The organism is Arcobacter pernae (assembly GCF_049472135.1).
Lineage (GTDB): Bacteria > Campylobacterota > Campylobacteria > Campylobacterales > Arcobacteraceae > Arcobacter_B.
In genome coordinates, this window is the sequence record NZ_JBMOVV010000004.1 from 165,768 (window position 1) to 188,454 (window position 22,687).

Consider the following 22,687-nt stretch of genomic DNA (forward strand, 5'->3'; position numbering starts at 1 on the left):
AAGGTAACAAATGTTAACAGATAAGATAAGAAAGAAAGAAGAAGGCATTATTTTATATGGTATTACACCACCTAAAGTAAAGCACACAGAAGAAGAAATCAAAGAGATTGCAAAAAAACATGTTGAAAGAATCTCTAAATTAAATGTTGATGGTTTAGTTTTATATGATATTCAAGATGAATCAGATAGAACTGATGAAAAAAGACCTTTTCCATTTATCAAAACAATCAATCCTTGTGAGTATTCAAAAAACTATTTACAAGATTTAAAAACTCCAAGAATTGTATATAGAGCAGTTGGTAACTATAATGAAGAGAGATTTTCAGCTTGGCTTGAAGAGACTAAACAAAGTCAAGTTCACTCAGTATTTGTAGGTGCTGCTTCACATGAACAGCAAACAAATATTACACTAAAACAAGCTTATGAATTAAAAAGAAAAGTAAATGATAATCTTTGTTTAGGTGGTATTGCTATTCCTGAAAGACACTCTAAAAAGCACGATGAGCATTTAAGAGTAGCTTCAAAAATCAATAGCTCTTGTGAGTTTTTTATTACTCAATGTGTATATGACTTAGAAGCATCAAAGATATTTTTAACTGATTATGCAAAATATGTAAAAGAAAATAACCTAGAAATGGTTCCTATTATTTTTACATTAACTCCATGCGGTAGTGCAAAAACGCTTGACTTTATGAAATGGCTTGGTATTAATATTCCAAACTATTTAGAAGAGGATTTAAAAGAGTCAGGTAATATCCTAGAAGAGTCTGTAAAACTATCAAGAGATATATTTGAAGAGTTATATAAATTTGGTAAAAAAAGAGGAATTCCTGTAGGTTGTAATATCGAAAGTGTTGCAATTAGAAAAGAAGAAATTGAAGCCTCAGTTGACCTTCTTAATGAAGTTAAGAAAATAATTAAAGAAAACTAAAAGTATAGAAAAAAAGGCAACAAATTTAGTTGCCTTTTTTTTAATCCTCTAAATTACTTGCTACAAAATCCCAATTTATAAGTTTCCAAAAGTTTTCTAAATAATTAGGTCTTGCATTTCTATAATCAATATAATAAGCATGTTCCCACACGTCACAAACAAGAAGCGGTGTTAAACCATCTACTATAGGAGTTTGTGCATTTGCAGTTGAAATAATACTTAATTTATTCTCTTTATCTTTAACAAGCCATGCCCAACCTGAACCAAAATGAGTTGTTGCTTTATCAATAAAGTCTTTTTTAAACTCTTCTACTGATCCAAAAGTCTCTAAAAGTTTGTTTTCTAAATTTTTAGGTATTTGTTTCTCATTTGGTGACAAACCATTCCAAAAAAAGTCATGATTAAATACTTGTGCAGCATTATTAAAAATGCCACCTTCAGATGTTTTAATAATCTCTTCTAAAGATAGATTCTCATATTTTGTATCTTTAATTAAATCATTTAATTTATTTACATATGTTTGATGATGTTTACCGTAGTGATATTCTAAAGTTTCCTTTGACATCAAAGGCTCTAGGGCATCCATTTCATAAGGTAATTTCATTAATTCGTGTGTCATTTTTTATCCTTTTTGTATAAAATTTCATACACAAATCAATGATACTCCTAAATGTTTAATAAAAAGTAAATAGCTTATTTTATTGTAAAAAATAAGCTATAACCTTCTTTCATAGTTATACATGTCCATATATCTAAAAGCTAGTAAGTTCTCTAAAATTGCAAAAATAACTACAAAGTTTATAAATGAACTTCCTCCATAGGAGAATAAAGGTAAAGGAAGTCCAACAACTGGAGCAAATCCAATAACCATTAAAATATTTACACTCATATTTAAAAATATTAAGAGTGCCAAGCCTGATGCAAAACACCGTATGACGTAATCATCTTTATAATAATAATTCATACTAAGTAGATGCATAATCAATAAGGCATATATAAATATTAAACCTAATGCCCCTAAAAATCCATATCTTTCAACAAAATATGCAAATATAAAATCACTTGTCGCAATTGGTAAAAACTTTAATTGTGTTTGTGTTGCATCTTCACTTACCTTACCAACAAGTCCACCAGAACCAATAGCAATAATTGATTGCTGTACGTGATAACTTGGCTTTTCAGATATAAAATCTTTAATTCTTTTCTTTTGGTAATCTTTGATTAAATAAGTATAAATTAAAGGTGAAGCTAAACCTATACTTAAAACAATAGTTGCCCATATCTTCCAATTAACACCAATAATAAATAAAATTCCATAACCAACTAAAAGCATTACAAGAGCTGTACCTAAATCAGGCTCTTTTGCAATTAATATAAATGGTAATAAAATATAAAAAGAAAAATATATAAAATCTTTTAATCCATAACCATTTTTTGGTGGAGGTCTATTATGTATTAAATATCCAAGCATTAAGATATAAATAGGCTTAATTAACTCTGATGGTTGCATAGTAGTATTTAAAATAGGTACTGGCAGCCACCTTTTTGCACCAAGTTTTGTAACTCCCCAGAATTCTACAGCTAAAAGCAATGCTATTCCTACCCAATATAAAAATGGAATTAGTCTTAATTTTTTCCTAATTGGTAAAATAAACACAAATGCAAAAGCAAATAGTGAAATTGAAAAGTATATTAATTGTTTCTTTGCTAATATTTCATTTGTTTCACTTATAAGGTGATGTGATAAAAACACCAAAGGTAAAACAAAGATTAGTAATAAATAATCAAAATGGGATATAATCCTCTTATCAAATAAACGCATAGTGAAAGAGTATCTAAATATGGATAAAAATTTTATTGTTCAAGAAGCAAATAGACTAGATAAATTTCTTGCATCACAAATTGATGCATCAAGAAATCAAATAGAACAACTTATAAAAAAAGAGTATGTTAAAGTAGATGGAAAGACTGTTTCAAAAACAGGTCTTAAACTAAAGGTAGATCAAAAAGTAGATGTTCACTTCCCCGAAACTGAACTAAACCCAGTAAAAGATGAAACTTTTGTAAAAGAATCTCTTGAAGGGAAAGATGTAAAAGTAATATATGAAGATGAACATATTTTAGTGGTAAATAAACCCTATAATCTTACAGTTCATGATGCACCAAGTGTTAAAGATGCAACTTTAGTTGACTGGTTAAAACTAAAAAATATCTCTTTATCTACAATAAGTGGGGAAGAAAGACATGGAATTGTTCATAGATTAGATAAGGGAACAAGTGGTGTTATGGTTGTTGCAAAAACAAATGAAGCCCATGTTGGATTATCAAAACAACTTGAAGATAAAACTATGGGAAGATACTATCTTGCAATAATTGATTTACCATTAAAAGATAATATAGTAATAGAAAAACCAATTGGAAGAAACCCAAATAATAGATTAAAAATGTCTATAGAAGAGAATGGAAAGAATGCAAAATCAGCTTTTGTAAAAATAATCAATAGCAAAAATGAAAAATATGAGTTAATTGCAGCAAAGCTGTTTACAGGAAGAACACATCAGATAAGAGTTCATCTAGCTTCGATAAATAGGCATATTTTAGGAGATAATTTATATGGTTTTAAGGGCGAATTAAATAAAATAAATAGATTTTATTTACATGCATATAATCTATATTTAACTCATCCTATAACTAAAAAAGAGATGAGTTTTAAAGCAGATTTACCAAATGATATGAATGACTTTTTAAATAACAACTTTCAAACGGAGATTATAAATGACAACATTGATGAAAACAACATCATTAACAGCTTTAGCTCTTTTATTTAGTGGTTGTAGTGTAAGCAACCTAAATACTCCAATAAAGCCTAAAATTGACGATACTATAGAAGTAATTGATAATAATTCAGTTAAAGCTATTTCAGATATTACTTCTATAGCATTTGAGTGGAAAAGAGTAGACGACCCAAGAGTAGTAGGATATAACTTCTATAGAGCAAATATGCACAAAGATGGTAGAAGATTAAAACTTATTGAAACTTTAGACAACAGATACACTACTCACTTTGTTGATACAAAATTAGAACCAAACACAAAGTATGTTTATCAAATCTCTTCAAAAGCAAACAATGGGATGGAATCAAAAACTACTAAAGCTTATGTTGTAAGTACAGCAGCAAGAGCTTTACCAGTTAGTTTTGTTCAAGGAATAAACAATCTTCCTAATAGAATAAAAATTGTATGGAGACCACATCCTGATTTAAGAATCGAGTACTACAAAATAGAAAAACTTGATGAAAAAAATAGTAAATGGGTAACTTTAAAAACTATCCAAGGTAGATTAAATGCTGAATACATTGATACTAATTTAGGTAATAATGAAACTTTTAAATATAGAGTTACAGCATATACATTTGAAGATATTGCAACTCAACCAAGCAAGGCAGTAGCTGCTACAACTAAGCCTTTACCAATAGGTGTTCAGAATCTTCAAGTTTCAACAAATCAACCTAAAAAGATTGTTTTAAAATGGGAACCAAGTCCAACTGAAGATGTTTTAAAATATGTAATTTATAGAAGTCCATTTAAAAGTATTGGGTTTTCAAAACACAAAGAGTTTACTAAAAATACTTTAGATTATACAGACCATATTGATGATGATGGTAAAACATACTACTATAAAGTTTATGCTGTTGATAAAGACTTCTTAAGAAGTTCTGACAAAATCGATGCAAAAATGGGTATGACTTTAAGTAAACCATCAAAACCAGTAATGACTCTAGCTCAGATACAAGGTTCTAAAGCTATTTTAAACTGGACGCCAGGTGACCAAAGAGCTGTTTCATATAATGTTTACAAAACAACACAAACAGGTTTCTGGGAAAGTAAAACAGAAAAATTTACTGATATTAAAGGTCTAAGATTCGAAGACAATAATATCATCAATGGAGTACAATACAAATACTCTATCCAAGCAAATGACACATATGGATTAATTTCAGAGAAAACTGATGAAGCTGAATTAATCTTACCAAAAATCCAAAAGTAGTAAAGTAGAAAATGCCACATATCGTATATAAGAAAACTAACCTAGTTAATACACCATCATCATGTGATGGTGTGGACTTTAAATTTATTGCAAAGTCATATAATTTTACAGAAAAACCTAGAAACACAGAGTATAAAATTGCTGTACAAAAAGATAATAGAGACTTTTTACTAACAGTTAGACCTAAAGATGAAAATCAAATGGTTAAGTTTGACAAAGTTACAAGAATCTCTCCGGTATCAGTAGTAAAAGATGCTATTAACAGTTATGCAAAAGCAATTGATGCTGATATTATTTTCTCAAATACAAATAACATATCAAATAAAGTTGTTCCTGAAAATAAATATATCAAAGATATAAACTATTTTGTAGATGAATTTGATACACAAAAAGAGATACAAATAGAAATAGGTTTTGGTAGTGGTAGACACTTAATATACCAAGCAAAGAATAACCCTGATGTACAATTTATTGGTCTTGAAATCCACACTCCATCAATTGAACAATTATCTAAACAGCTTGAACTTCAAGAAGTTGACAATGTTTTGATCGTAAATTATGATGCAAGACTATTTATGGAGTTTATCAAATCAAACAAAGTAGGTAAAATCTTTGTTCATTTCCCTGTACCATGGGATAAAAAACCTCACAGAAGAATCTACTCAAATGAGTTTATAAATGAAGCATTAAGAGTTCTAAAAATTGGTGGAACACTAGAGCTTAGAACAGATAGTAGAAAATACTTTGACTATTGTACAGAACTTCTTACAAATCTTCCTAAAGGAAGAATTACAATTGATATCAATAAAGATTTAGAAGTATCTAGTAAATATGAGGATAGATGGAAGAAAATGGGTAAAAACATCTATGATGTAGTACTTGTATCAGCTCAAGAAGATGAACAGATTGATATAAAACCTGATTTTGATTTTGATTTTGAAGTAGAAGACTTTTTAAAACTTATTGAAAATATTCCTACAAAATCTGTTGTTGAAAATGGATATTTTGTTCACGTAGAAGATATTTTTACTTTAGAAGATAAAGAAAACTCAGGAATGATCCAACTTACTATGGGTAATTTTGATAGACCTGTAAGTAAATATGTCTTAGTTGAAGAAGGAAAAGTTTCTTATTATCAAGGAAGCCCTATTCCTACAAGTTCAAACCTAAATGCACATAAAAAATTAAAAGAGATTTTAAGTAAATGATTGAAGCAAAAAATATATACTTATCATACGACGATAACAAATATATTATAAAAAAAGGTAATTTTACTATCAAATCAAAAGAGTTCATCTTTATAGGTGGAAACTCAGGTAGTGGTAAATCTACTTTATTAAAATCATTTTATGGAGATATCCCTTTAAAACATGGTAGTCTAAAAATTGAAGGCCAAGAAGTATTTGGTATTGGTGGTAAAAAACTTAGAGTTTTAAGAAAAGATATTGGTATTATTTTTCAAGATTACAAACTAATTAGTGAATACACAATTGAAGAGAATATTATGATACCTCTTAAGATTAATGGTTACTCTAATGAAGTTTCAAGAGACCAAGCTCAAAAGCTTTTAGCTCATGTAAGATTATCTCATAGAGCTGGTTACTACCCAAATGAAATAAGTGGAGGTGAGCAACAAAGAGTAGCTGTTGCAAGAGCACTTGCCCACAATCCAAAAATTATTATTGCTGATGAACCAACAGGAAATCTTGATGATTATTCAGCTGAAGTTGTATGGAACTTATTAAAAGGTGCCAATGAACAGTTAGGAATAACTATCGTAGTAGTAACGCATAGAGTTCCTAAAAACTTAGGAATAAAGTTTAGACAGTTGTCTTTAGAGGATGGTATGATATATGAAGTTTCTTAAAAATATTTTTGCTTTTTTAATTCCTCTAACTTCAATGCTAATTACATTTGCAATATATCTTTTAATAGATAATGTAGTTGATAATTATAAACAAAGAATATCAGATGATTATTCAATTGTAATAATTACAAATACTCCGTTAATAAAAGAAAATATAAATGAATTAGCGGGAATTGATGTAGCTAAAATACAAACTTTAAAGAAAAATCGTATTATCAATAATATAAAATCAAACTTATCAGAAACATCTATTGAGCTTTTAAAAAGGAAGCTTCCAAACTTCTATCAAATATATTTAGAAGAGTTTCCTACTACAACTCAACTTGATGAGATAAAAGATACCCTACTTCAAAATAAAAATATAAGAAAAGTAGAAGTATTTTCAAAAAACCACAATCAAACATACCTTTTATTAGTTTTATTAAATAGTATTACATTTATTCTATTTTTTATTATTACAATTTTTGCAATAATTATAATTGCAAAACAAGTAAAACTTTGGTTTCATGAACACAGTACAAAGATAGCTATTTTAAGACTTCATGGTGCTTCTATTTTATATAGTGCTTCAAGTGTTCTAAATTATGCTATATTAAGTTCACTGTTTTCATTTATAATTGTTGGTGCATTTTTATATTATGTTTCAAGCAATATGATGGTTATTTTCCCATATGAGCTAAAAGATATAATAAATGTTGAGATAGATCTATACAATGAGTTATCGAAACTATTTTTACTATCATTTGGTATTTCTATGTTTACGATAATTGGTGTATTATTAAAGTATAAAATTAACAATGATTAGAATATTTTTCACAATAATTTTACTAAGTACCTTTTCTTATACATCTACAAAAGCTATTGATAAGAAGATTGAAAACAATCAAAAAATATTAAGTAGTAATGTATCAAAAAAAAGAGCTACAACTCAAAAGATAAATGAGTTATCACAAAAAATTAATGAACAAAATAAAAATATTTCTAAACTTGAAAAAGATATCGAAAGAATAAATGCTGATATTGAAAAACATACAGAACTTCTTGAAGAATCTAAAAAAAGAATATCCCTACTTAAAAGTAAATCATCTAGTCTTATAAAACAAAAAAAGACAAATGAAGAACAGATTGTTGATACAATTATTGAAGATTTTTCTACATCAATAGCTTTAAAACTTGCTTCTAAAGATAGTTTAAAAGAGTTAGTTGATAGTGAAATATATACTATTTTATCTCAAAACTCAAAAGATGAAATACTAAAGCTAAATAATAATTATGAAATAGTTACAAGTAATACAAAAGAGAATCAAAATAAAATAAAAAAGATATCTTCATATATCAAAGAAAGACAAGAAACAAAAGAGACTTTAAACTCTTTAAAATCAAAACACTCAGAGTCTCTTACAGATTTAGAAAAACAACATAAAGAGTATCAAGAACAACTAAAAGAAGTGGTTAGAAAACAAGAGTCTTTAAAAAATTTACTTTCAAAGTTAAATATTCTAAAAAAAGAAGAGATTGAAAAAGAAAGAGAAAGAAAAGAGAGAATAAGAAGACTTTTAGAAGCAAGACAAAAAAAACAAAATAGCTCTAATTCTAATAAGGTTGAATCAGCACAAGATAGAAACCAACAATATGCACAAAAGTTAAATCTTGATGTTAGAAAAATTGGTTCATCAACTTCTGGAGTAAAAATCACTAAATATAGAGGTGAAAAAACAATTGCTCCATTAAAATCTTTTCAAGTTGTAAAAAAGTTTGGTACATACTATGACCCTGTTTATAAAATCAAACTATTTAATGAGTCAGTTGTTTTAAAAACAAAAAGACCTAAAGCAAAGGTAGTATCTGTATTAAATGGAAAAGTTGTATATGCAAAAAAGAATGCCGGAATGCTTGAAAATGTTGTAATTGTTCAGCATCAAAATGGACTTCATACAATCTACTCACATTTAGATGAAATAGCTCCAACACTTAGAGTTGGTAAATGGATAAAAAAAGGTTATGTTGTTGGTAGAGTTAACGACAACTTAATGTTTCAGGCTACAAAGAACTCTTATCATATAAATCCGAAAGATTTATTTAAAATATAAAATAAAAGGAATAACATTTTTTTAATCGACCTATCAACAAAAAAGCAGTTTGCGCTTTTTTGTGAAAACAATAATCTTAATGATATGCAAACAGCAATAAAATACTTTAGTGTATTTGGTGGCTACGATGTGAAAATTGATACTACAAAACCTCTTGAAGAGTTAATTAAATCTCATATACTAAACAATTATGAAGAGCTAAAAAGAGAAGTACACTATTTAACAGGTGGATATCATATTGACCATGCAATACTAAGTGGTGTAGCTTTAGGAGATAGAAGAACTAATTCTTCTTTCAAAAGAGCACATGTTAGTTTTGAAGAAGGTATGAGTAGTGTTGAAAACTTATGTGATAGAGGAATCATAGAGATTGAATCTTCTTTTAATTTCTTAGCTAAAAAAGCAAACAATAGTGACATAGCAAAAAAACTTCTATTTACTACTCCCTTTTTAAGGTTTTGGTTTGCTTTTGTATCTCCAATTTATAAAGGTATTAGAGATAGAAAATATACTGAATTTGAAGAGAGATTTCAAAATAATTTTACACAATTTCAAGAATTTATTTTTGAAGAATTATGTATGGAATATACAAGAGATTTCTATGAGAAAGAAGGTATCAAAGACCTTGGTAAATACTGGGATAAAAGTAGAGAAATTGATGTAGTTTTACAAACTAAAGATAATAAAATCGTAGTAGGTGTTTGCAAAAATACTACTGCAAAAATTAAAAAAGCAGTTCTTACTAAACTTATGCAAGATTGTAAAGATATTGGTTTAAATGCTGATGTATTTATTCTATTTGCTAACAATGGTTTCTCAAATGAACTAAAAGCTATGAAAAGTGAAGAATTAAGACTTTTTAATGCAAAAAGCCTAAAACTTCTTACTCAAAAATAATAAATGAATCTAATAGATTTTAACTATATAAATACAAAAGATAAAGAGCTTACTAAGCTTTTTATCAACTCAAAAGATATCAAAAAATATATTTTAGGTATAAATAAATTTGGTAAAGCCGTATCAAAACATATTGAGGTTGATGGAATAATAGATGATTTCACAAGAGTTCAAAGTTCAAGAAAAAAAGATATCCTAAAGATAGAAGACGTAGCTAAAGAAAACTCTATAATCTTAAGTGTTTCTACGGGTAGTCCACTTGAAGTAAAAAATAGATTAGATGAACTTGGATATAAAAACTTTAATTATCTTAGTTTTTTCAATTATAGTAAACTACCCTTACCTGCACCTATATTTATGGATGATTTTAAAGAAGATTTTTTAAAAAATAAAGAACAATATAAAAAAACATATGAACTTTTAAAAGATAAAAAATCAAAAGAAGTTTTTGAAAAAGTAATAAACTTCAAAATAAGCTATGATTTAGAGTTTATGCAAGGTTTTACAAATGACCATGAAAATCAATACTTCGATAAAGAAATAGTTCCTTATATAAAAAATATAAACTTCTTAGATGGAGGAGCTTATGTTGGTGATACCTTAGAGTATATACTTAAAAACTATCCTGATTATAAAAAAATATATTGTGTAGAGCCAAGCTTACTTCATATAAATATAGCAAAAAGAGAAAACCCAGATTTAAAAAATGTTGAGTTTATAAATTGTGGGATAGGAAATAAAACTCAACTTATAGAAGATAAGCTAGATGAAGTACAAAACAATTGTAAGCATGACTATCAAACACAAAATATAAACACAATAGATAAGCTTATCAAAGAAAAAATAGACTTTATCAAACTTGATATAGAAGGTGATGAAATAAAAGCCCTAGAGGGTGCGAAAGCAACTATAAAACAATATCACCCTATCTTAGCTATATGTGTTTATCATAAAGCAAGTGATTGGTATGAAGTACCAAATTTGATACTTGAAATACGTAAAGACTATGATATATACCTTAGACATTATATGGAAGGTATTTATGAAACAGTGATGTATTTTATACCTAAAGATAGTAAAGTCTAATACTCTACTATCTTATCAATTTTTAATTGCCAAGTAGCCTCACCTGCTACTAATTTATATTGGATTTGTTTTGTTTTTCCATTTTTTAGAGGGTATCTTCTTACTAAAGTGTTTTCAACTACTCTGAATTCATCATTTCCAAAATATGAAGAAAAAAACTCTTTATTATATTTTAGTGGTGCAAGATATATTTCACTCATTGAAACTGCTGCGTTTACACTATATGCAATTAATTTTCCATAAGTTTTACCTTCTATATTCTCATTTAAATATATATAGATTTCTGGATTTGTATCATTGTTTATATCTGCTATTTCACTAAATACTACTTGTCCTTTTATATCATGCACAAAAGGCTGCTTTGAGTATTTTAAATCATAAGTTTTTATTGTTAATTTATTATCAGAACTATCTATATAGAATCTGTATTTGCCATAAGACAGACTATTAACATAAGCTCTTTTATCAATCTGTTCTTTATCTAATGACTTTTCATATTTTATATAATCACCTTTTATACTTCCTCCACCTGAACAAAAATAATATAAGGCTATTTCATCATCTTTTGTTTTACCTTTAAACTCTATTTTATTCTCAAAAACAAATAACTCTATTGTTTTTCCATCACTATAAAAATTGTATTTGTTTTTATCAACTTTGTATGCAAGTGTATCTAAAGTACAGGTAGGCTTTTTTCTATCTGCTCTTGAACGAACTTTTACTCTTAAACTATTTTCATTATTCTTAGAAAGATTTACACTTACCCAGTCATAACCTTCATCTTTTTTTAAATAGCTTTCAGAGACATAATTTGTAAAAATATTTGTTGATTTAGTATCTACTTCTTGAACTTGCCTACTTAAAGAACAAGCAGTAAGAAGAAAAGAGATTGAAACTATAAATAAAAAGTTTTTCATATTAATCCTTATATAATTTTTACTATTATATTAGGATTAACTTTTAAAGTAGTTAAAGATGAAAATAATTAAATTTCATCTAGCTTTTGCTGATACTCTTCTTCTATTTCATCTAATTCATGTTGAGTTATTTCTAGCTGTTCAAACATATCTTCAACTTGCTTTTCATTTTTAGTTACTATTTGAGAAAGCTCTATTACTTTGCTATTATCACCTTCATTTGAAGCTTTTATAAGCTCTTCTTGTTGAGTACTAACTTCATCTTCAAGTTCCATGATTTCATTTTCTAATTTTTCTAGTTTTTTCTTTAAAGGTGAAGTTTTTTTGCTTCTTTCTTGTATTATCTGTGCTCTTAGCTTTTTGTTTTCTTTTTTATTTACTTTTGGAGCTGCTTTAGTTTTTTTCTCTTCTTCCTCTTCTTCCCAACCGATTTTCTCTAAGAACTCATCATATCCTCTATCAAAATAAGAAGCTGTTCCTTTTGAGAAGATAATAAGACTATCACAAACTTCTCTTAAAAGCTCTTCTGAGTGAGTAACTATCAAACATGAACCTTTAAAGTTTTTTATAGCTTTTATTAAAGCATCAATTGATTGCATATCAAGATGGTTTGTAGGCTCATCGAGGAAAAGTAAGTTAACATCAGTTGCAAGTATCTTTCCAAGCATTACCCTACTTTTCTCTCCACCTGATAAAAGAGAGATTTTTTTATTTATATCATCACCACTAAACATCATAGATCCAGCAATTCCTCTAACACTAGCTTCAGCTAATTTAGAATTTCCTAAATAAATCTCATCCATTATTGTATTATTTGGATTTAAATGGTCTATATTTGTTTGACCAAAATGCCCCAATGTTGTTGATGTATGAAAATCAATTGTTCCACTAAGTTGCTTTAATTCACCTGCTATAGTATTTAAAAGTGTAGATTTACCCTTACCATTTTTACCAATAATTCCAATAGTCTCACCCTTTTTTAAAGCAAAAGATATATCTTTAAATAGTAAATTATTTTCATCATAACCAAATGAAACATCTTTTACATCTAATAAAACTTTTGAAGGTGTATCTTTATAATTAAAATCAAAATCTAAAGTAGCTTCATTTTGTAAACTTCCAAAGTCTTCCATTTTATCAAGCTCTTTTTGTTTTGATTGAGCTTGTGCTGCTGTTGATGCTCTTGCTTTATTCTTAGCAATAAACTCTTCTAACTCTTTTCTCTTTCTTTCATTACTAGCTTTTTGTTTTTCATAGTGTTCATCATTTGCTTCTAATTGAGCATAAAATTTATGTGTGTTTCCAGGAATAACTTCTAGGTTTCTTCTAACTAGACCCATTGTATGTGTAGTTACGCTATCCATAAAGTCCCTATCGTGAGTAATAATAATTACTTCCCCTTCAAAAGATTGTAAAAAACCTTTTAGCCATCTTAAAGATACAATATCTAAATAGTTTGTAGGCTCATCTAAAAGTAATAAATTTGGTTGTGTTACAAGAAGTTTAGCAAGATTAATTCTAATTTGATAACCACCTGAGAAGCTTTGAGGTGACTTATCTAAGTCTTCTTGAGAAAAGCCTAATCCAAAAAGGATTTTTTCTACTTTGTATACATTATATTTATCTTCCTCATTTAAAGCAGTAGCTCCCTCTTGTCTTACTGTATTTTCAGTAAATACTAAGTGCTGTTTTAAAGCTCCTATTTTATAACCTTTAGGAATATTTATCTCTCCATCATCTGGATGTTCTTCCCCTAAAATGATTTTAAACAAAGTAGATTTACCACTACCATTTCTACCGACTAAACCTACTTTATTACCTTTATTTAGTCTAAAATTTAAATTTGTAAATAACTCTTTGTTTGCAAAGCTTTTTGAAATATTTGAAAGTTCTATCATTAATCTTCTTTTCTATGAAATTAAGGACAGATTATATGAAATTATAAGTTAGAGATTAATTATAGTACTTTTCATATAGCTTTTGTGTTATACCTTCTTTTTGCATATTTTCCAAAGCTTTTTGAAACTTATAAGCAACACTTGCTTTATCAATAACTATTGGAAGGTTTTCTATAGAAACCTTTTTAGATTTATCAAAATTTGGGTTTTTAAAATATGAAAATTTGTCAGAGTTTAAAGAGAAACCTAAATACATAGGCTTATATCCACCGCAACAATCTTTATGAACTTTTAGATAATCTATATTGTTCATTTTTATATAGTAATCAATTGAAGATTTATTATAAACATAAAAATCGTCTCTTTTTAATTTTATAAGATTAAAAGCCTTTTCTATACTTAACCTTGGCACTCTATGAAGTTTAATATGATCTAGTTCACTTAATCTAGCTTCAGTAGGACCACCAGCAGCTACTAATACCCTTTGTCCTAATAAATCATTAAAACTTTTTATATCTGGAAACTCTTTTAAAGAAATACCAACATCACCACCAGGTAAACCATTTTCCATAAAATAGCTAAATTTTGTTCGAGGAGTTGTAAAAGTAAATCCTGGATAAAAATCTATTTTACCTTGTTTCATCTCTAATAAAATTCTTTTTTTAGGTTTTCGTACAACTTCAAGCTCATAACCAATTCTCTTAGCAGCTAGAGAATAAAGTTCTAAATATAAACCTGTATTATCTTTTACTCCACCAATTAAAGGTTTTCTTTCATCTTCTCTATATCCCATGATAAGTTTATTTGCATATGAAAAGTTTAATGTGATAAATATTAGAAGTATTATTTTTTGAAGTTTCACTATTTGATTATCCTATAAAATTTTAAAAATTATAGCATATTTATATTAGTATAAATAAAAAAAGGACAAGATTTCTCTTGTCCTTTTAAGTGTTTTAGTTAAACTGTAATTTTTATACTAGTGTAAGTCAGCGTTTAATTTAACTTCTCTAGTCGATCTCATTGCAATTGTTTGACCAGTTGTAGAGTTAACTCTAAAGTGAACTCCGTTTACTCCTAAGAAATCGCTTCCTTTCATAGAAGTAGAGATCTCTTTATCTGGGTTTATTTCTTTTAACTGCTCAACAGCTTTTTCAGATAGGCTAATTTTAGTTCCTGGTAAAATTGTTACACCAGCATCTAAGATACAACCATCACCTATAGCAGTCCCAGTACAAGAGTTAGCACCTAATAATGTGTTCTCTCCAATAGTTACAGGTACACCATCAGTTCCTGATAATACACCAAGAATTGAAGCACCACCACCAACGTCAGAACCAGCTCCAACTTTAGCAGATGATGAAATTCTACCTTCAACCATAACAGCACCTTCAGTACCAGCGTTGAAGTTAATGTAAGCAGCACCTGGCATTACAGTTGTTCCAGCTGCCAATTGAGCTCCAAATCTAACTTTTGAAGTCTCTAAGATTCTTGTGTTATCTGCAGGAATTACATGAGATAAGAATCTTGGGAATTTATCAACCATATCAATAGTTGGCCATTTGTCAGCTAATTTTAATGCAATTTCATTTTCTCTTAACCAGTCTAATTCAATTGGTTGGTTTCCAACCCATGCACAATTATGTAATGCACCAAAGATTCCATTTAAGTTTAATGATCTTAAAGCTGCTTTTCCAGTTGATAAAGCATATAATTTTAAGTAAGCTGCTTCTACAGACTCTACTGCTGCATCTTCAAAAATAAATACAACTCTATAATCTTCAGCAGTTAATCCAGAATCAATTGGTAATGAAGCTAATGTTGAAATAACTTGAACATTTTTGTGTGCTTCACCCTTTGCTTCAGGGATATAAGGTCTAAATGCTTCTACACATTCAGCTAAGAAAGTATCAGAAAGTTTACAAACTAATTCTGATTTTGAAGTATCAACATTTTCTCCAGCTACTTTAAGTGCATTTAATAATACCGCCGCACTTCCATAGTTTTCTTCCCAGTTAATTAATGGGTAAGTTGCTTGAAGAACTTTTTCAGGGTTTGCTTGCCCTCTGTCAATTCTTGCAATACCAAAACCAACAGGGTTTTTATACCACTCTTGACCTTGAATGTCTTCTACTAATTTCTTGAAATCTTCTTTTGTATAAGCCATAATGTCTCCTAAAAATTTTGCCGATTATACAATAACTTTACTAATATAAGATTAAAATAATCCTATTTCTTGATAATTAAATCTTTATTTAATAAATAGTGTCCATATCTATAGTAGCCATAACAGAGGTAACACTATGTAGTGCTTCAAGCATAGCTTTAACATTTTTTGACCTTAAAACTATTTCATATCTATATTTATTTGCCATCTTAAAAATAGCGCACTGGCCAAAACCAACAACTTCAATATTTGGATTTGATTTTAAAATTCTTACATATTTATCTAATTCTTCTTTTACTTTTATACCATTTGTATGAGAAAAAATAACTTTTGAAAGCTTTAAATATGGAGGGTATAATTCCTCTCTAAACTCTAATTCTGATTCTAAAAACTCTTTATAATTAGACTCATTTAGATAATAATCAAAAAACTCTTCATTTTTCGTCTGAATTATTACTTCCCCATCACCTTTTCTTCCACTTCTACCTGAAATTTGAATTAGTAATGACAAAGCTTTTTCCCTTGATTTATATGAATTCATATTTAAAACAGAATCTATTCCCAAAACAACTGCAAGCTTCACATTATGGTAATCATGCCCTTTTGAAAGCATTTGTGTTCCAACTAAAATATCAATTTCACCTTTGTTAAAATCATTTAATACAGTTTTTAACTGCTTATTTGTTTTTATTTCATCTCTATCAAATCTTTTTATATTTTTATTTGGGAATATCTCTTTTAACTCTTCTTCTATTTGTGCAGTACCAACTCTTAGATTATGAATAATACCCGTGCCACAAGAAGGACAACTATCTGGTATTTGTTGAGCATAACCACAATAATGACACTTTAAAGCTAAATCGTTTTTATGTAAACTCATAGATACAGAACAATAAGGACACTCAACTGATTTACCACAAGAAGTACAGATTTGATACTTAAAGTTAGCTCTTGTAGGTAAAAATACAATTACTTGATTTGAAGAGTCTAAAGTTTGTGAAATTTTATTTAAAATTTTAGGAGTCAAACAAGACTCCCCATCATCAAAAATATATCTCTTTGAAGTATCATAAAAAGTTTTATCAAGTCTATAATATGGAATTTTTGCAAAAGAACTTGCTGATACAGTTGCACTTCCTAAAATAAGTTGTATATCAAACTTTTTTGCCATATAAATTGATAAATCTTTTGTATTAAGTCTTGGCTTTGAATCACTTTTATAAGACTCATCATGCTCCTCATCAACTACAATTAAACCTAAATCTTTATATGGTAAAAAAAGTGCTGACCTTGCACCAGCAATAAGTTTTACTTCTCCTACTTGAAGTTTTTGTAAAATCTCATCTTTTTTCTTTCTAGTGATTTTTGAATGCCAAATAGCAACGCTATTTCCAAAAACCTTTTCTAATCTTTTTTGCATTTGAGGTGTAAGTGATATTTCAGGCATTAATAAAACAGCTTGTCTATTTTGATTTAAATGTTCTTCAATAATTTTGATATAAATCTCTGTTTTTCCAGCACCCGTATTTGCAAAAAGTAAAGCTTGTTTTTTTTCATTTAAAAAATTATAAGCTTCTTGCTGTTCAGCTGATAATTCAATCTTACTATCAAAAGTTTCAAACTCTATACTTTTTTCAAACTCTTTTGTAAAAGGACTATAAACACTTAAAGCTTCACCTAAAGAGCAAACATAATATTGTGATACAAATTTAGCTACTTGTAGCATCTTTTCATCGTAAAACTCATCTGTAATCTCTTCAATATTTACACATTTAAAACTTGGTTTTTCAACCTCTTTTACTACTACAGCTTCATTTAGTTTTTTTCTATTTTGTAATTTTACTAAGACTTTTGAGCCAAGGGCTAAACTCTTTTCACTTTGATAAGTCAAAGGATTTAAAGGAGATTTCAATAAGGCAAGTTCATAATAATACATTAAAAAAGCTCCTTACAAATATTATTTGGTTTTATACAAGTAAAGAAGTCATTTTTTAACTCAAATGAGATTTCACTACTTGAATTTAGTATATATAAATACTCATTTTGTGACTTCTTATACCAAAAGCCCTCTTCTTTTAAATGGCTATTTGTTGCTTTTAGAGGGTATTGTAAAACATTTGAAAAAAGCTTTTCATTTGCTGTATTATCTAAAGCTAAATCTAATTTTTCAATCTGATTATAATCATTTTTTAAAACTTTTTGTTTTTTTAAATTAGTAATTCCATTTTGAATCAAAGCTACATCAGCTTTTAATTTTGTAAGATTTGTGTTTTCATTTATCAAGTTAAACTTTGTTATGGCAAAACTTAATATAATTGAAATTATAACTACGACAATAATAATTTCTAAAATTGAAAAGGCTTTTTTCATTAAAACCTTGCTAGTTTATCTGATATTTTTTCAACTTCTTTTTTAAAAGTTGAATATTCTTGAGTAATTCTTATATAAGCTGCTAATAAATCTTTTGTATTATTCTCTTTATCTAGCTCTAAATATTTTGTTAATTGTGCTTCCATTTGCTCATCAACATTGATAGTATATGCCATGTGATTAATATAAAATGTAATTTCTTTATTCACTTCTTCGTGCCTTCGTTAATGTTAAAGTACTATCAATTCTTAGAAACATATCTTGATTATTACGAGTTAATTCATCATTATCATTTTTAAGAGTTTCTAACTCTTGTTTTAATGACTGATTTTCTAATTTCAATCTTTCATAATCGTGTAAAATTTTATCAAGCTTAGTATTTAATGTCTCTATTATTTCCATAATGAGATTTTATCAAAAGTTTCCTACTAAGAAAGTTTAAAGAATTGTAGTTATGCTTATTTTTTCTCATTTATAAAGATTTTTGCTACTTGATATAACATAGCTACAGATTTACCCCATTGTGAAAAATCATCTGCATCTTCTAATGATATTTCAAATTTATCACAAATTTTTTTAATAAACTCTTTTTCGTTTATATCAAAATTATTATCAATATGAATTAGTATCATAAGTTCTAGAAGTACTATTTTTTGGCTCTTCTTTGATTTAAAATGACTTAATACTGTTTCCAAACAAAAGTTATCTTCATCAAAAATATCAATATTATCAATACCCATTTCAGAACAATACTCTAAAATTATTTCTTCTTCTTTTTCTCCAAAGTTTTTATCAATTCTTGCTAAATAGTGAGCAAGTTGTAAAAATGAAAATTTCTCTTTTGTTTCTAATTGCATTAATAGCATTTACATAAATTCCTAAATAGTTTTTTAATTATTATAAATATTATATTATCTGATAGTTAATAGTTGTTAAATAATAGTTTATAAAAATAGTAGCCGTATTTTAGCTACTATTTCTTTTTTAAAGTTTAAGCACCTAGATATTTTGCTCTAATTTCATCAGAGTCAATAAGTTCACTTCCTTTTCCTTCTAGGGCAATTTCACCGTTCTCTAAAACATAAGCATAATCAGAGATTTCTAAAGCAGCAAAAGCGTTTTGCTCAACTAATAAAATAGTAATACCTTCATCTCTTAGTTTTTGAATAATTTCAAATAATTCACCTACAATCTTAGGAGCAAGTCCTAGTGAAGGTTCATCTAGCATTAGAAGTTTTGGACTTGACATCAAAGCTCTAGCAATTGCTAACATTTGTTGTTCACCACCACTCATAGTTCCAGCTAACTGACCTTTTTTTGCAACTAGTCTTGGGAAAAGTTCAAACATATGCTTTAATAATTCTTCATATTTTTCATCATTATTAAAAGCACCCATTCTTAAGTTTTCTTCAATAGTTAGATTTTGAAAACATCTTCTTCCCTCAGGAACAAGTGCAATATGGCTTTGTATAATCTTGTGAGTTTTCATCTTTGAAATATCATTATCTACATATACAATGCTTCCAGTTTTTTTAACATCATTTACAATTGATTGTAATGTAGAAGTTTTACCAGCACCATTACTTCCAATAAGTGAAACTATCTGTCCCTCACCCACTTCAAAATCAATACCTTTAACCGCATTAATTAATCCATAATATACTTTTAAATCTTTTACTTTAAGCATGTTTAAAATCTCCAAGGTAGGCTTTTATAACTTCTTCATCTTTAATGGCATCTTTTATATCACCTTCAAAAATAGTTTTTCCATAATCTAAAACCATTACTCTATCACAAAGCTTATTTACAAACTTCATATCATGTTCAATCAATAAGATTGTAACATCAAACTCATCTCTTATTTTAAAGAAAAGCTCTGCTAATTCATGAGTTTCTTGTGGGTTCATACCAGCTGCTGGTTCATCTAAAAGTAAAAGTTGTGGAGCTGCTGCTAAGGCTCTTGCTATTTCCACTTTTCTTTGTTGCCCATAGGATAAAGATGTAGCCATTTCATTTGCAAACTCTGCAATTCCAAGTACTTCCATAATCTCAAAAGCTCTTTTTCTAATTCGTCTCTCTTCCAAAAAGAATCTAGGGAATCTTAACATTGCTTCAAGATAAGTATAAGAGGCCTGATAATCAAATCCGATTAAAACATTATCTAATACTGTCATTGAATTAAATAATCTAATATTTTGAAATGTTCTTGCTATTCCTCTATGTACAATCTTATGAGGTTTTATACCATTTAATGTTTGACCATGAAATTTTATAGCACCCTCAGTTGGTTCATAGTTTCCTGTAATAATATTAAACATAGTAGTCTTACCAGCTCCATTTGGACCAATAAGACCATAAATCTCTTTAGAGTTTACATGAAAAGAGGTGTCATTTATAGCAGTAACTCCTCCAAATTTCTTAGTTACGTTACATACTTCTAAAATCATTTACTCCCCTTTTTTCTCTTGAAAATCTTAAGATCAAATAACTCTTTTTTACCCATAAGTCCTTCTCTTGCAAAAAGCATTACAACAATAAGAACTAATGAGAACACAACCATTCTCATACCTGGTGTTCCTTCTGTTTGGAAACCAAAAATATTCATTGGTTCATCAAGGAATCTCATCCATTCTAATCCTGCCATTACAAAGATAGTTCCTAAAATTGCTCCTGTTGTTGAACCTAAACCACCTAAAATAATGATAATTAATAACTGGAATGTAAGTAAGAATGTAAATAAATCTGGACTGATTGAAGTTAAAAGTGCAGCCAATAATCCTCCACCTACTCCTTCAAAGAATGCTGAAGTACAAAATGCTAATGTTTTTGTTTTAAATGTATTAATTCCCATAGCTGTAGCTGCATCTTCATCATCTCTTACAGCTTTCATAGCTCTTCCATATTTTGAATAAATTACATTTAAAATAGCAACAACAGCAAAAATGGCAATTCCACCTGTCCAATAAAGGTTCGAATATTCAGGAATATCGTTTAAACCTAATGAACCATTTGTAATTTGTGGATTATTAATAGCTAAGATTTTAATAATAAAACCAAAACCTAATGTAACGATTGCTAAATAATCTCCCCTTACTCTAAATACTGGAAAAGACAGAGTCAATGCTAAAAGTGCAGAGATAATCCCTGCGAATAATAATGCCCATGCAAACTCAGCTTGTAGTGCTAAAACCCACTCAGATGGATCTTCTAAATAGTATTGATAAAGCATCGTATCCGCATCTAAAGTTAAAATTGCTGTAACATAAGCTCCAACTGCAACAAAACCATTTGGTTCAAGTGATAACTGTCCTGTAACACCATTTATAAGGTTATATGAAACTGCTAAAATTATAAAAATAGCAACATTATTTATGATTCTTACTGTATAGTCATCAAAAGTTACTTGTGCGAACCATGTAAACCAAATTGCTGTAACTATTAAACTTAAATTGATTAATCTTTGTTTTGTAAATATAGTATCGCTCATCATTAAAACCTACTCTTTTCTAAATCTTCACCCATAATTCCAGTTGGTTTAAAAATAAGAACTAAAATTAAGAAAATAAATGCAAAAGCATCTTTATAACCACCAAGTTCAGGCCAAAATGCAATAACAACTACTTCAGTAAATCCAATAATAAATCCACCTAAAACAGCACCTGTTACAGAACCAATACCACCAACAACAGCTGCAGCAAATGCTTTAAGTCCAACAAGTACTCCCATCATAGGCTCAACTGATGGATAATTAACAACCCAAAAGATACCACCAACAGCAGCTAAGGCAGAACCTAAAGCAAATACTAATGCAATAATCATATTTGCATCTATTCCCATAAGATTTACAGTTTTAAAATCAAAAGATAAAGCTCTAATTGCCATACCGTACTTTGTTTTATAAAGTACATATAAAATTCCAATTAATAAAACCAATGTAACAGCTGGAACCATAATAGAAGATACTGTAAATGTAACTCCTGCTACATTAAAAATATTTTCCATATATTCAGGAACAGGGAATGCTCTAGGAACTCCACCTGCAAAAACTGTAAAGGCATTTTCTAAGAAGAATGAAATACCAATAGCTGTAATAAGTAAAGAGATTCTAGGTGCATCTCTTAAAGGTTTATAGGCAATCTTATCTGTTAAGATTCCAACTAAAGCAGATAAAGTAACTGCCAATAAAACCGCAATACTTAAGGGTAATTCAAAAATTGCTAAAAAAGCATAACCTAAAAAGGCACCAACCATCATAATGTCACCGTGGGCAAAGTTAATAAGTCTTAAAACCCCGTATACCATCGTATACCCAATTGCAATCAATGCGTACATAGACCCTAAAGAAAATCCATTTACCATTTGTTGCATAAATGTTAATAAATCCATCGAAACTCCAAATTTTGTAAAAAATCCACTT

At 28.3% G+C, this 22,687-nt stretch carries 24 protein-coding genes; 9 read left to right on the top strand and 15 right to left on the bottom strand.

The genetic code is table 11. The features are described from left to right. The first annotated feature begins 10 nt into the window (after positions 1–10). On the top strand, positions 11–931 hold the full coding sequence (locus ACH5BF_RS06495) for a methylenetetrahydrofolate reductase (protein WP_423273400.1): 921 nt from the start codon (positions 11–13) through the stop codon (positions 929–931). 40 nt (positions 932–971) lie between these two features. On the opposite strand, the gene ACH5BF_RS06500 is transcribed toward ACH5BF_RS06495, so the two are convergent. Beyond that, positions 972–1,550, bottom strand: coding sequence for a superoxide dismutase (locus ACH5BF_RS06500; protein ID WP_423273401.1), 579 nt, complete (start codon positions 1,548–1,550; stop codon positions 972–974). 96 nt (positions 1,551–1,646) lie between these two features. After that, on the bottom strand, positions 1,647–2,753 hold the full coding sequence (locus ACH5BF_RS06505) for an FtsW/RodA/SpoVE family cell cycle protein (protein WP_423273402.1): 1,107 nt from the start codon (positions 2,751–2,753) through the stop codon (positions 1,647–1,649). 19 nt (positions 2,754–2,772) lie between these two features. Here ACH5BF_RS06505 and ACH5BF_RS06510 point away from each other — a divergent pair, with 19 nt between their 5' ends. The 8 genes from ACH5BF_RS06510 (at position 2,773) to ACH5BF_RS06545 (ending at position 10,918) form a co-directional block, all read left to right on the top strand. Then, positions 2,773–3,759, top strand: a complete 987-nt coding sequence (locus tag ACH5BF_RS06510) for an RluA family pseudouridine synthase (protein ID WP_423273403.1) — start codon at positions 2,773–2,775, stop codon at positions 3,757–3,759. Then, positions 3,707–4,978 carry a hypothetical protein gene (locus tag ACH5BF_RS06515; RefSeq protein WP_423273404.1) on the top strand — a complete coding sequence of 424 codons (1,272 nt, stop codon included), beginning with the start codon at positions 3,707–3,709 and terminating at the stop codon, positions 4,976–4,978. The genes ACH5BF_RS06510 and ACH5BF_RS06515 overlap by 53 nt, the downstream gene beginning before the upstream one ends. Before the next feature lie 11 nt (positions 4,979–4,989). Further along, positions 4,990–6,186 (top strand): tRNA (guanosine(46)-N7)-methyltransferase TrmB, encoded by a 1,197-nt coding sequence (gene trmB, locus ACH5BF_RS06520; protein ID WP_423273405.1) that lies wholly within the window; start codon positions 4,990–4,992, stop codon positions 6,184–6,186. After that, positions 6,183–6,845 carry a cell division ATP-binding protein FtsE gene (locus ACH5BF_RS06525; RefSeq protein WP_423273406.1) on the top strand — a complete coding sequence of 221 codons (663 nt, stop codon included), beginning with the start codon at positions 6,183–6,185 and terminating at the stop codon, positions 6,843–6,845. Before trmB ends, ACH5BF_RS06525 begins: the two co-directional genes overlap by 4 nt. Then, a complete protein-coding gene (locus ACH5BF_RS06530) occupies positions 6,832–7,650 on the top strand; it encodes a cell division protein FtsX (protein ID WP_423273407.1) in 819 nt (272 codons plus the stop codon). Before ACH5BF_RS06525 ends, ACH5BF_RS06530 begins: the two co-directional genes overlap by 14 nt. After that, entirely contained in the window at positions 7,643–8,935 is a 1,293-nt protein-coding gene (locus ACH5BF_RS06535) for a murein hydrolase activator EnvC family protein (RefSeq protein WP_423273408.1), read from the top strand. Before ACH5BF_RS06530 ends, ACH5BF_RS06535 begins: the two co-directional genes overlap by 8 nt. 84 nt (positions 8,936–9,019) lie before the next feature. Beyond that, a complete protein-coding gene (locus tag ACH5BF_RS06540; protein ID WP_423273409.1) occupies positions 9,020–9,832 on the top strand; it encodes a DUF234 domain-containing protein in 813 nt (270 codons plus the stop codon). A gap of 3 nt (positions 9,833–9,835) precedes the next feature. Next, complete coding sequence (locus tag ACH5BF_RS06545) at positions 9,836–10,918, top strand: FkbM family methyltransferase (protein ID WP_423273410.1); 1,083 nt, start codon at positions 9,836–9,838, stop codon at positions 10,916–10,918. Here the strand turns inward: ACH5BF_RS06545 and ACH5BF_RS06550 are convergent. From ACH5BF_RS06550 to ACH5BF_RS06610, 13 genes are all read right to left on the bottom strand, one after another. Next, positions 10,915–11,835, bottom strand: a complete 921-nt coding sequence (locus ACH5BF_RS06550; protein WP_423273411.1) for a hypothetical protein — start codon at positions 11,833–11,835, stop codon at positions 10,915–10,917. The two genes, ACH5BF_RS06545 and ACH5BF_RS06550, sit on opposite strands and share 4 nt — an antisense overlap. Positions 11,836–11,903: 68 nt before the next feature. Then, positions 11,904–13,733: an ABC-F family ATP-binding cassette domain-containing protein gene (locus ACH5BF_RS06555; RefSeq protein WP_423273412.1), complete on the bottom strand. Its 1,830-nt coding sequence runs from the start codon at positions 13,731–13,733 to the stop codon at positions 11,904–11,906. Positions 13,734–13,788: 55 nt separating this feature from the next. After that, positions 13,789–14,595 carry a substrate-binding periplasmic protein gene (locus tag ACH5BF_RS06560; RefSeq protein ID WP_423273413.1) on the bottom strand — a complete coding sequence of 269 codons (807 nt, stop codon included), beginning with the start codon at positions 14,593–14,595 and terminating at the stop codon, positions 13,789–13,791. Between the two features lie 117 nt (positions 14,596–14,712). Then, the gene (locus ACH5BF_RS06565; protein ID WP_423273414.1) at positions 14,713–15,900 is read right to left on the bottom strand and encodes a tetrahydrodipicolinate N-succinyltransferase N-terminal domain-containing protein; all 1,188 of its coding nucleotides are present in this window, start codon (positions 15,898–15,900) and stop codon (positions 14,713–14,715) included. An 88-nt stretch (positions 15,901–15,988) separates the two neighbouring features. Further along, a complete protein-coding gene (locus ACH5BF_RS06570; protein ID WP_423273415.1) occupies positions 15,989–17,836 on the bottom strand; it encodes a primosomal protein N' in 1,848 nt (615 codons plus the stop codon). After that, on the bottom strand, positions 17,836–18,270 hold the full coding sequence (locus tag ACH5BF_RS06575) for a prepilin-type N-terminal cleavage/methylation domain-containing protein (protein WP_423273416.1): 435 nt from the start codon (positions 18,268–18,270) through the stop codon (positions 17,836–17,838). The genes ACH5BF_RS06570 and ACH5BF_RS06575 overlap by 1 nt, the downstream gene beginning before the upstream one ends. Then, positions 18,270–18,479 (bottom strand): hypothetical protein, encoded by a 210-nt coding sequence (locus ACH5BF_RS06580; RefSeq protein ID WP_423273417.1) that lies wholly within the window; start codon positions 18,477–18,479, stop codon positions 18,270–18,272. The genes ACH5BF_RS06575 and ACH5BF_RS06580 overlap by 1 nt, the downstream gene beginning before the upstream one ends. Continuing rightward, the gene (locus ACH5BF_RS06585; protein ID WP_423273418.1) at positions 18,472–18,672 is read right to left on the bottom strand and encodes a hypothetical protein; all 201 of its coding nucleotides are present in this window, start codon (positions 18,670–18,672) and stop codon (positions 18,472–18,474) included. The genes ACH5BF_RS06580 and ACH5BF_RS06585 overlap by 8 nt, the downstream gene beginning before the upstream one ends. A 56-nt stretch (positions 18,673–18,728) precedes the next feature. Beyond that, positions 18,729–19,136: a TerB family tellurite resistance protein gene (locus tag ACH5BF_RS06590; RefSeq protein ID WP_423273419.1), complete on the bottom strand. Its 408-nt coding sequence runs from the start codon at positions 19,134–19,136 to the stop codon at positions 18,729–18,731. A gap of 125 nt (positions 19,137–19,261) precedes the next feature. After that, the gene (locus ACH5BF_RS06595) at positions 19,262–19,957 is read right to left on the bottom strand and encodes an ABC transporter ATP-binding protein (protein ID WP_423273420.1); all 696 of its coding nucleotides are present in this window, start codon (positions 19,955–19,957) and stop codon (positions 19,262–19,264) included. Then, entirely contained in the window at positions 19,950–20,717 is a 768-nt protein-coding gene (locus tag ACH5BF_RS06600; protein WP_423273421.1) for an ABC transporter ATP-binding protein, read from the bottom strand. The genes ACH5BF_RS06595 and ACH5BF_RS06600 overlap by 8 nt, the downstream gene beginning before the upstream one ends. Further along, positions 20,714–21,760, bottom strand: coding sequence for a branched-chain amino acid ABC transporter permease (locus tag ACH5BF_RS06605; protein WP_423273422.1), 1,047 nt, complete (start codon positions 21,758–21,760; stop codon positions 20,714–20,716). Before ACH5BF_RS06605 ends, ACH5BF_RS06600 begins: the two co-directional genes overlap by 4 nt. After that, on the bottom strand, positions 21,760–22,656 hold the full coding sequence (locus ACH5BF_RS06610; protein WP_423273423.1) for a branched-chain amino acid ABC transporter permease: 897 nt from the start codon (positions 22,654–22,656) through the stop codon (positions 21,760–21,762). Before ACH5BF_RS06610 ends, ACH5BF_RS06605 begins: the two co-directional genes overlap by 1 nt. Positions 22,657–22,687: the final 31 nt, after the last annotated feature.

What these genes read in the sequence shown, in the direction of transcription:
- ACH5BF_RS06495 (WP_423273400.1), top strand. Translation starts at nt 11, where the DNA reads ATGTTAACAGATAAGATAAGAAAGAAAGAAGAAGGCATTATTTTATAT.
- ACH5BF_RS06500 (WP_423273401.1), bottom strand. Translation starts at nt 1,550, where the DNA reads ATGACACACGAATTAATGAAATTACCTTATGAAATGGATGCCCTAGAG.
- ACH5BF_RS06505 (WP_423273402.1), bottom strand. Translation starts at nt 2,753, where the DNA reads ATGCGTTTATTTGATAAGAGGATTATATCCCATTTTGATTATTTATTA.
- ACH5BF_RS06510 (WP_423273403.1), top strand. Translation starts at nt 2,773, where the DNA reads ATGGATAAAAATTTTATTGTTCAAGAAGCAAATAGACTAGATAAATTT.
- ACH5BF_RS06515 (WP_423273404.1), top strand. Translation starts at nt 3,707, where the DNA reads ATGACAACATTGATGAAAACAACATCATTAACAGCTTTAGCTCTTTTA.
- trmB (WP_423273405.1), top strand. Translation starts at nt 4,990, where the DNA reads ATGCCACATATCGTATATAAGAAAACTAACCTAGTTAATACACCATCA.
- ACH5BF_RS06525 (WP_423273406.1), top strand. Translation starts at nt 6,183, where the DNA reads ATGATTGAAGCAAAAAATATATACTTATCATACGACGATAACAAATAT.
- ACH5BF_RS06530 (WP_423273407.1), top strand. Translation starts at nt 6,832, where the DNA reads ATGAAGTTTCTTAAAAATATTTTTGCTTTTTTAATTCCTCTAACTTCA.
- ACH5BF_RS06535 (WP_423273408.1), top strand. Translation starts at nt 7,643, where the DNA reads ATGATTAGAATATTTTTCACAATAATTTTACTAAGTACCTTTTCTTAT.
- ACH5BF_RS06540 (WP_423273409.1), top strand. Translation starts at nt 9,020, where the DNA reads ATGCAAACAGCAATAAAATACTTTAGTGTATTTGGTGGCTACGATGTG.
- ACH5BF_RS06545 (WP_423273410.1), top strand. Translation starts at nt 9,836, where the DNA reads ATGAATCTAATAGATTTTAACTATATAAATACAAAAGATAAAGAGCTT.
- ACH5BF_RS06550 (WP_423273411.1), bottom strand. Translation starts at nt 11,835, where the DNA reads ATGAAAAACTTTTTATTTATAGTTTCAATCTCTTTTCTTCTTACTGCT.
- ACH5BF_RS06555 (WP_423273412.1), bottom strand. Translation starts at nt 13,733, where the DNA reads ATGATAGAACTTTCAAATATTTCAAAAAGCTTTGCAAACAAAGAGTTA.
- ACH5BF_RS06565 (WP_423273414.1), bottom strand. Translation starts at nt 15,900, where the DNA reads ATGGCTTATACAAAAGAAGATTTCAAGAAATTAGTAGAAGACATTCAA.
- ACH5BF_RS06570 (WP_423273415.1), bottom strand. Translation starts at nt 17,836, where the DNA reads ATGTATTATTATGAACTTGCCTTATTGAAATCTCCTTTAAATCCTTTG.
- ACH5BF_RS06575 (WP_423273416.1), bottom strand. Translation starts at nt 18,270, where the DNA reads ATGAAAAAAGCCTTTTCAATTTTAGAAATTATTATTGTCGTAGTTATA.
- ACH5BF_RS06585 (WP_423273418.1), bottom strand. Translation starts at nt 18,672, where the DNA reads ATGGAAATAATAGAGACATTAAATACTAAGCTTGATAAAATTTTACAC.
- ACH5BF_RS06590 (WP_423273419.1), bottom strand. Translation starts at nt 19,136, where the DNA reads ATGCTATTAATGCAATTAGAAACAAAAGAGAAATTTTCATTTTTACAA.
- ACH5BF_RS06595 (WP_423273420.1), bottom strand. Translation starts at nt 19,957, where the DNA reads ATGCTTAAAGTAAAAGATTTAAAAGTATATTATGGATTAATTAATGCG.
- ACH5BF_RS06600 (WP_423273421.1), bottom strand. Translation starts at nt 20,717, where the DNA reads ATGATTTTAGAAGTATGTAACGTAACTAAGAAATTTGGAGGAGTTACT.
- ACH5BF_RS06605 (WP_423273422.1), bottom strand. Translation starts at nt 21,760, where the DNA reads ATGATGAGCGATACTATATTTACAAAACAAAGATTAATCAATTTAAGT.
- ACH5BF_RS06610 (WP_423273423.1), bottom strand. Translation starts at nt 22,656, where the DNA reads ATGGATTTATTAACATTTATGCAACAAATGGTAAATGGATTTTCTTTA.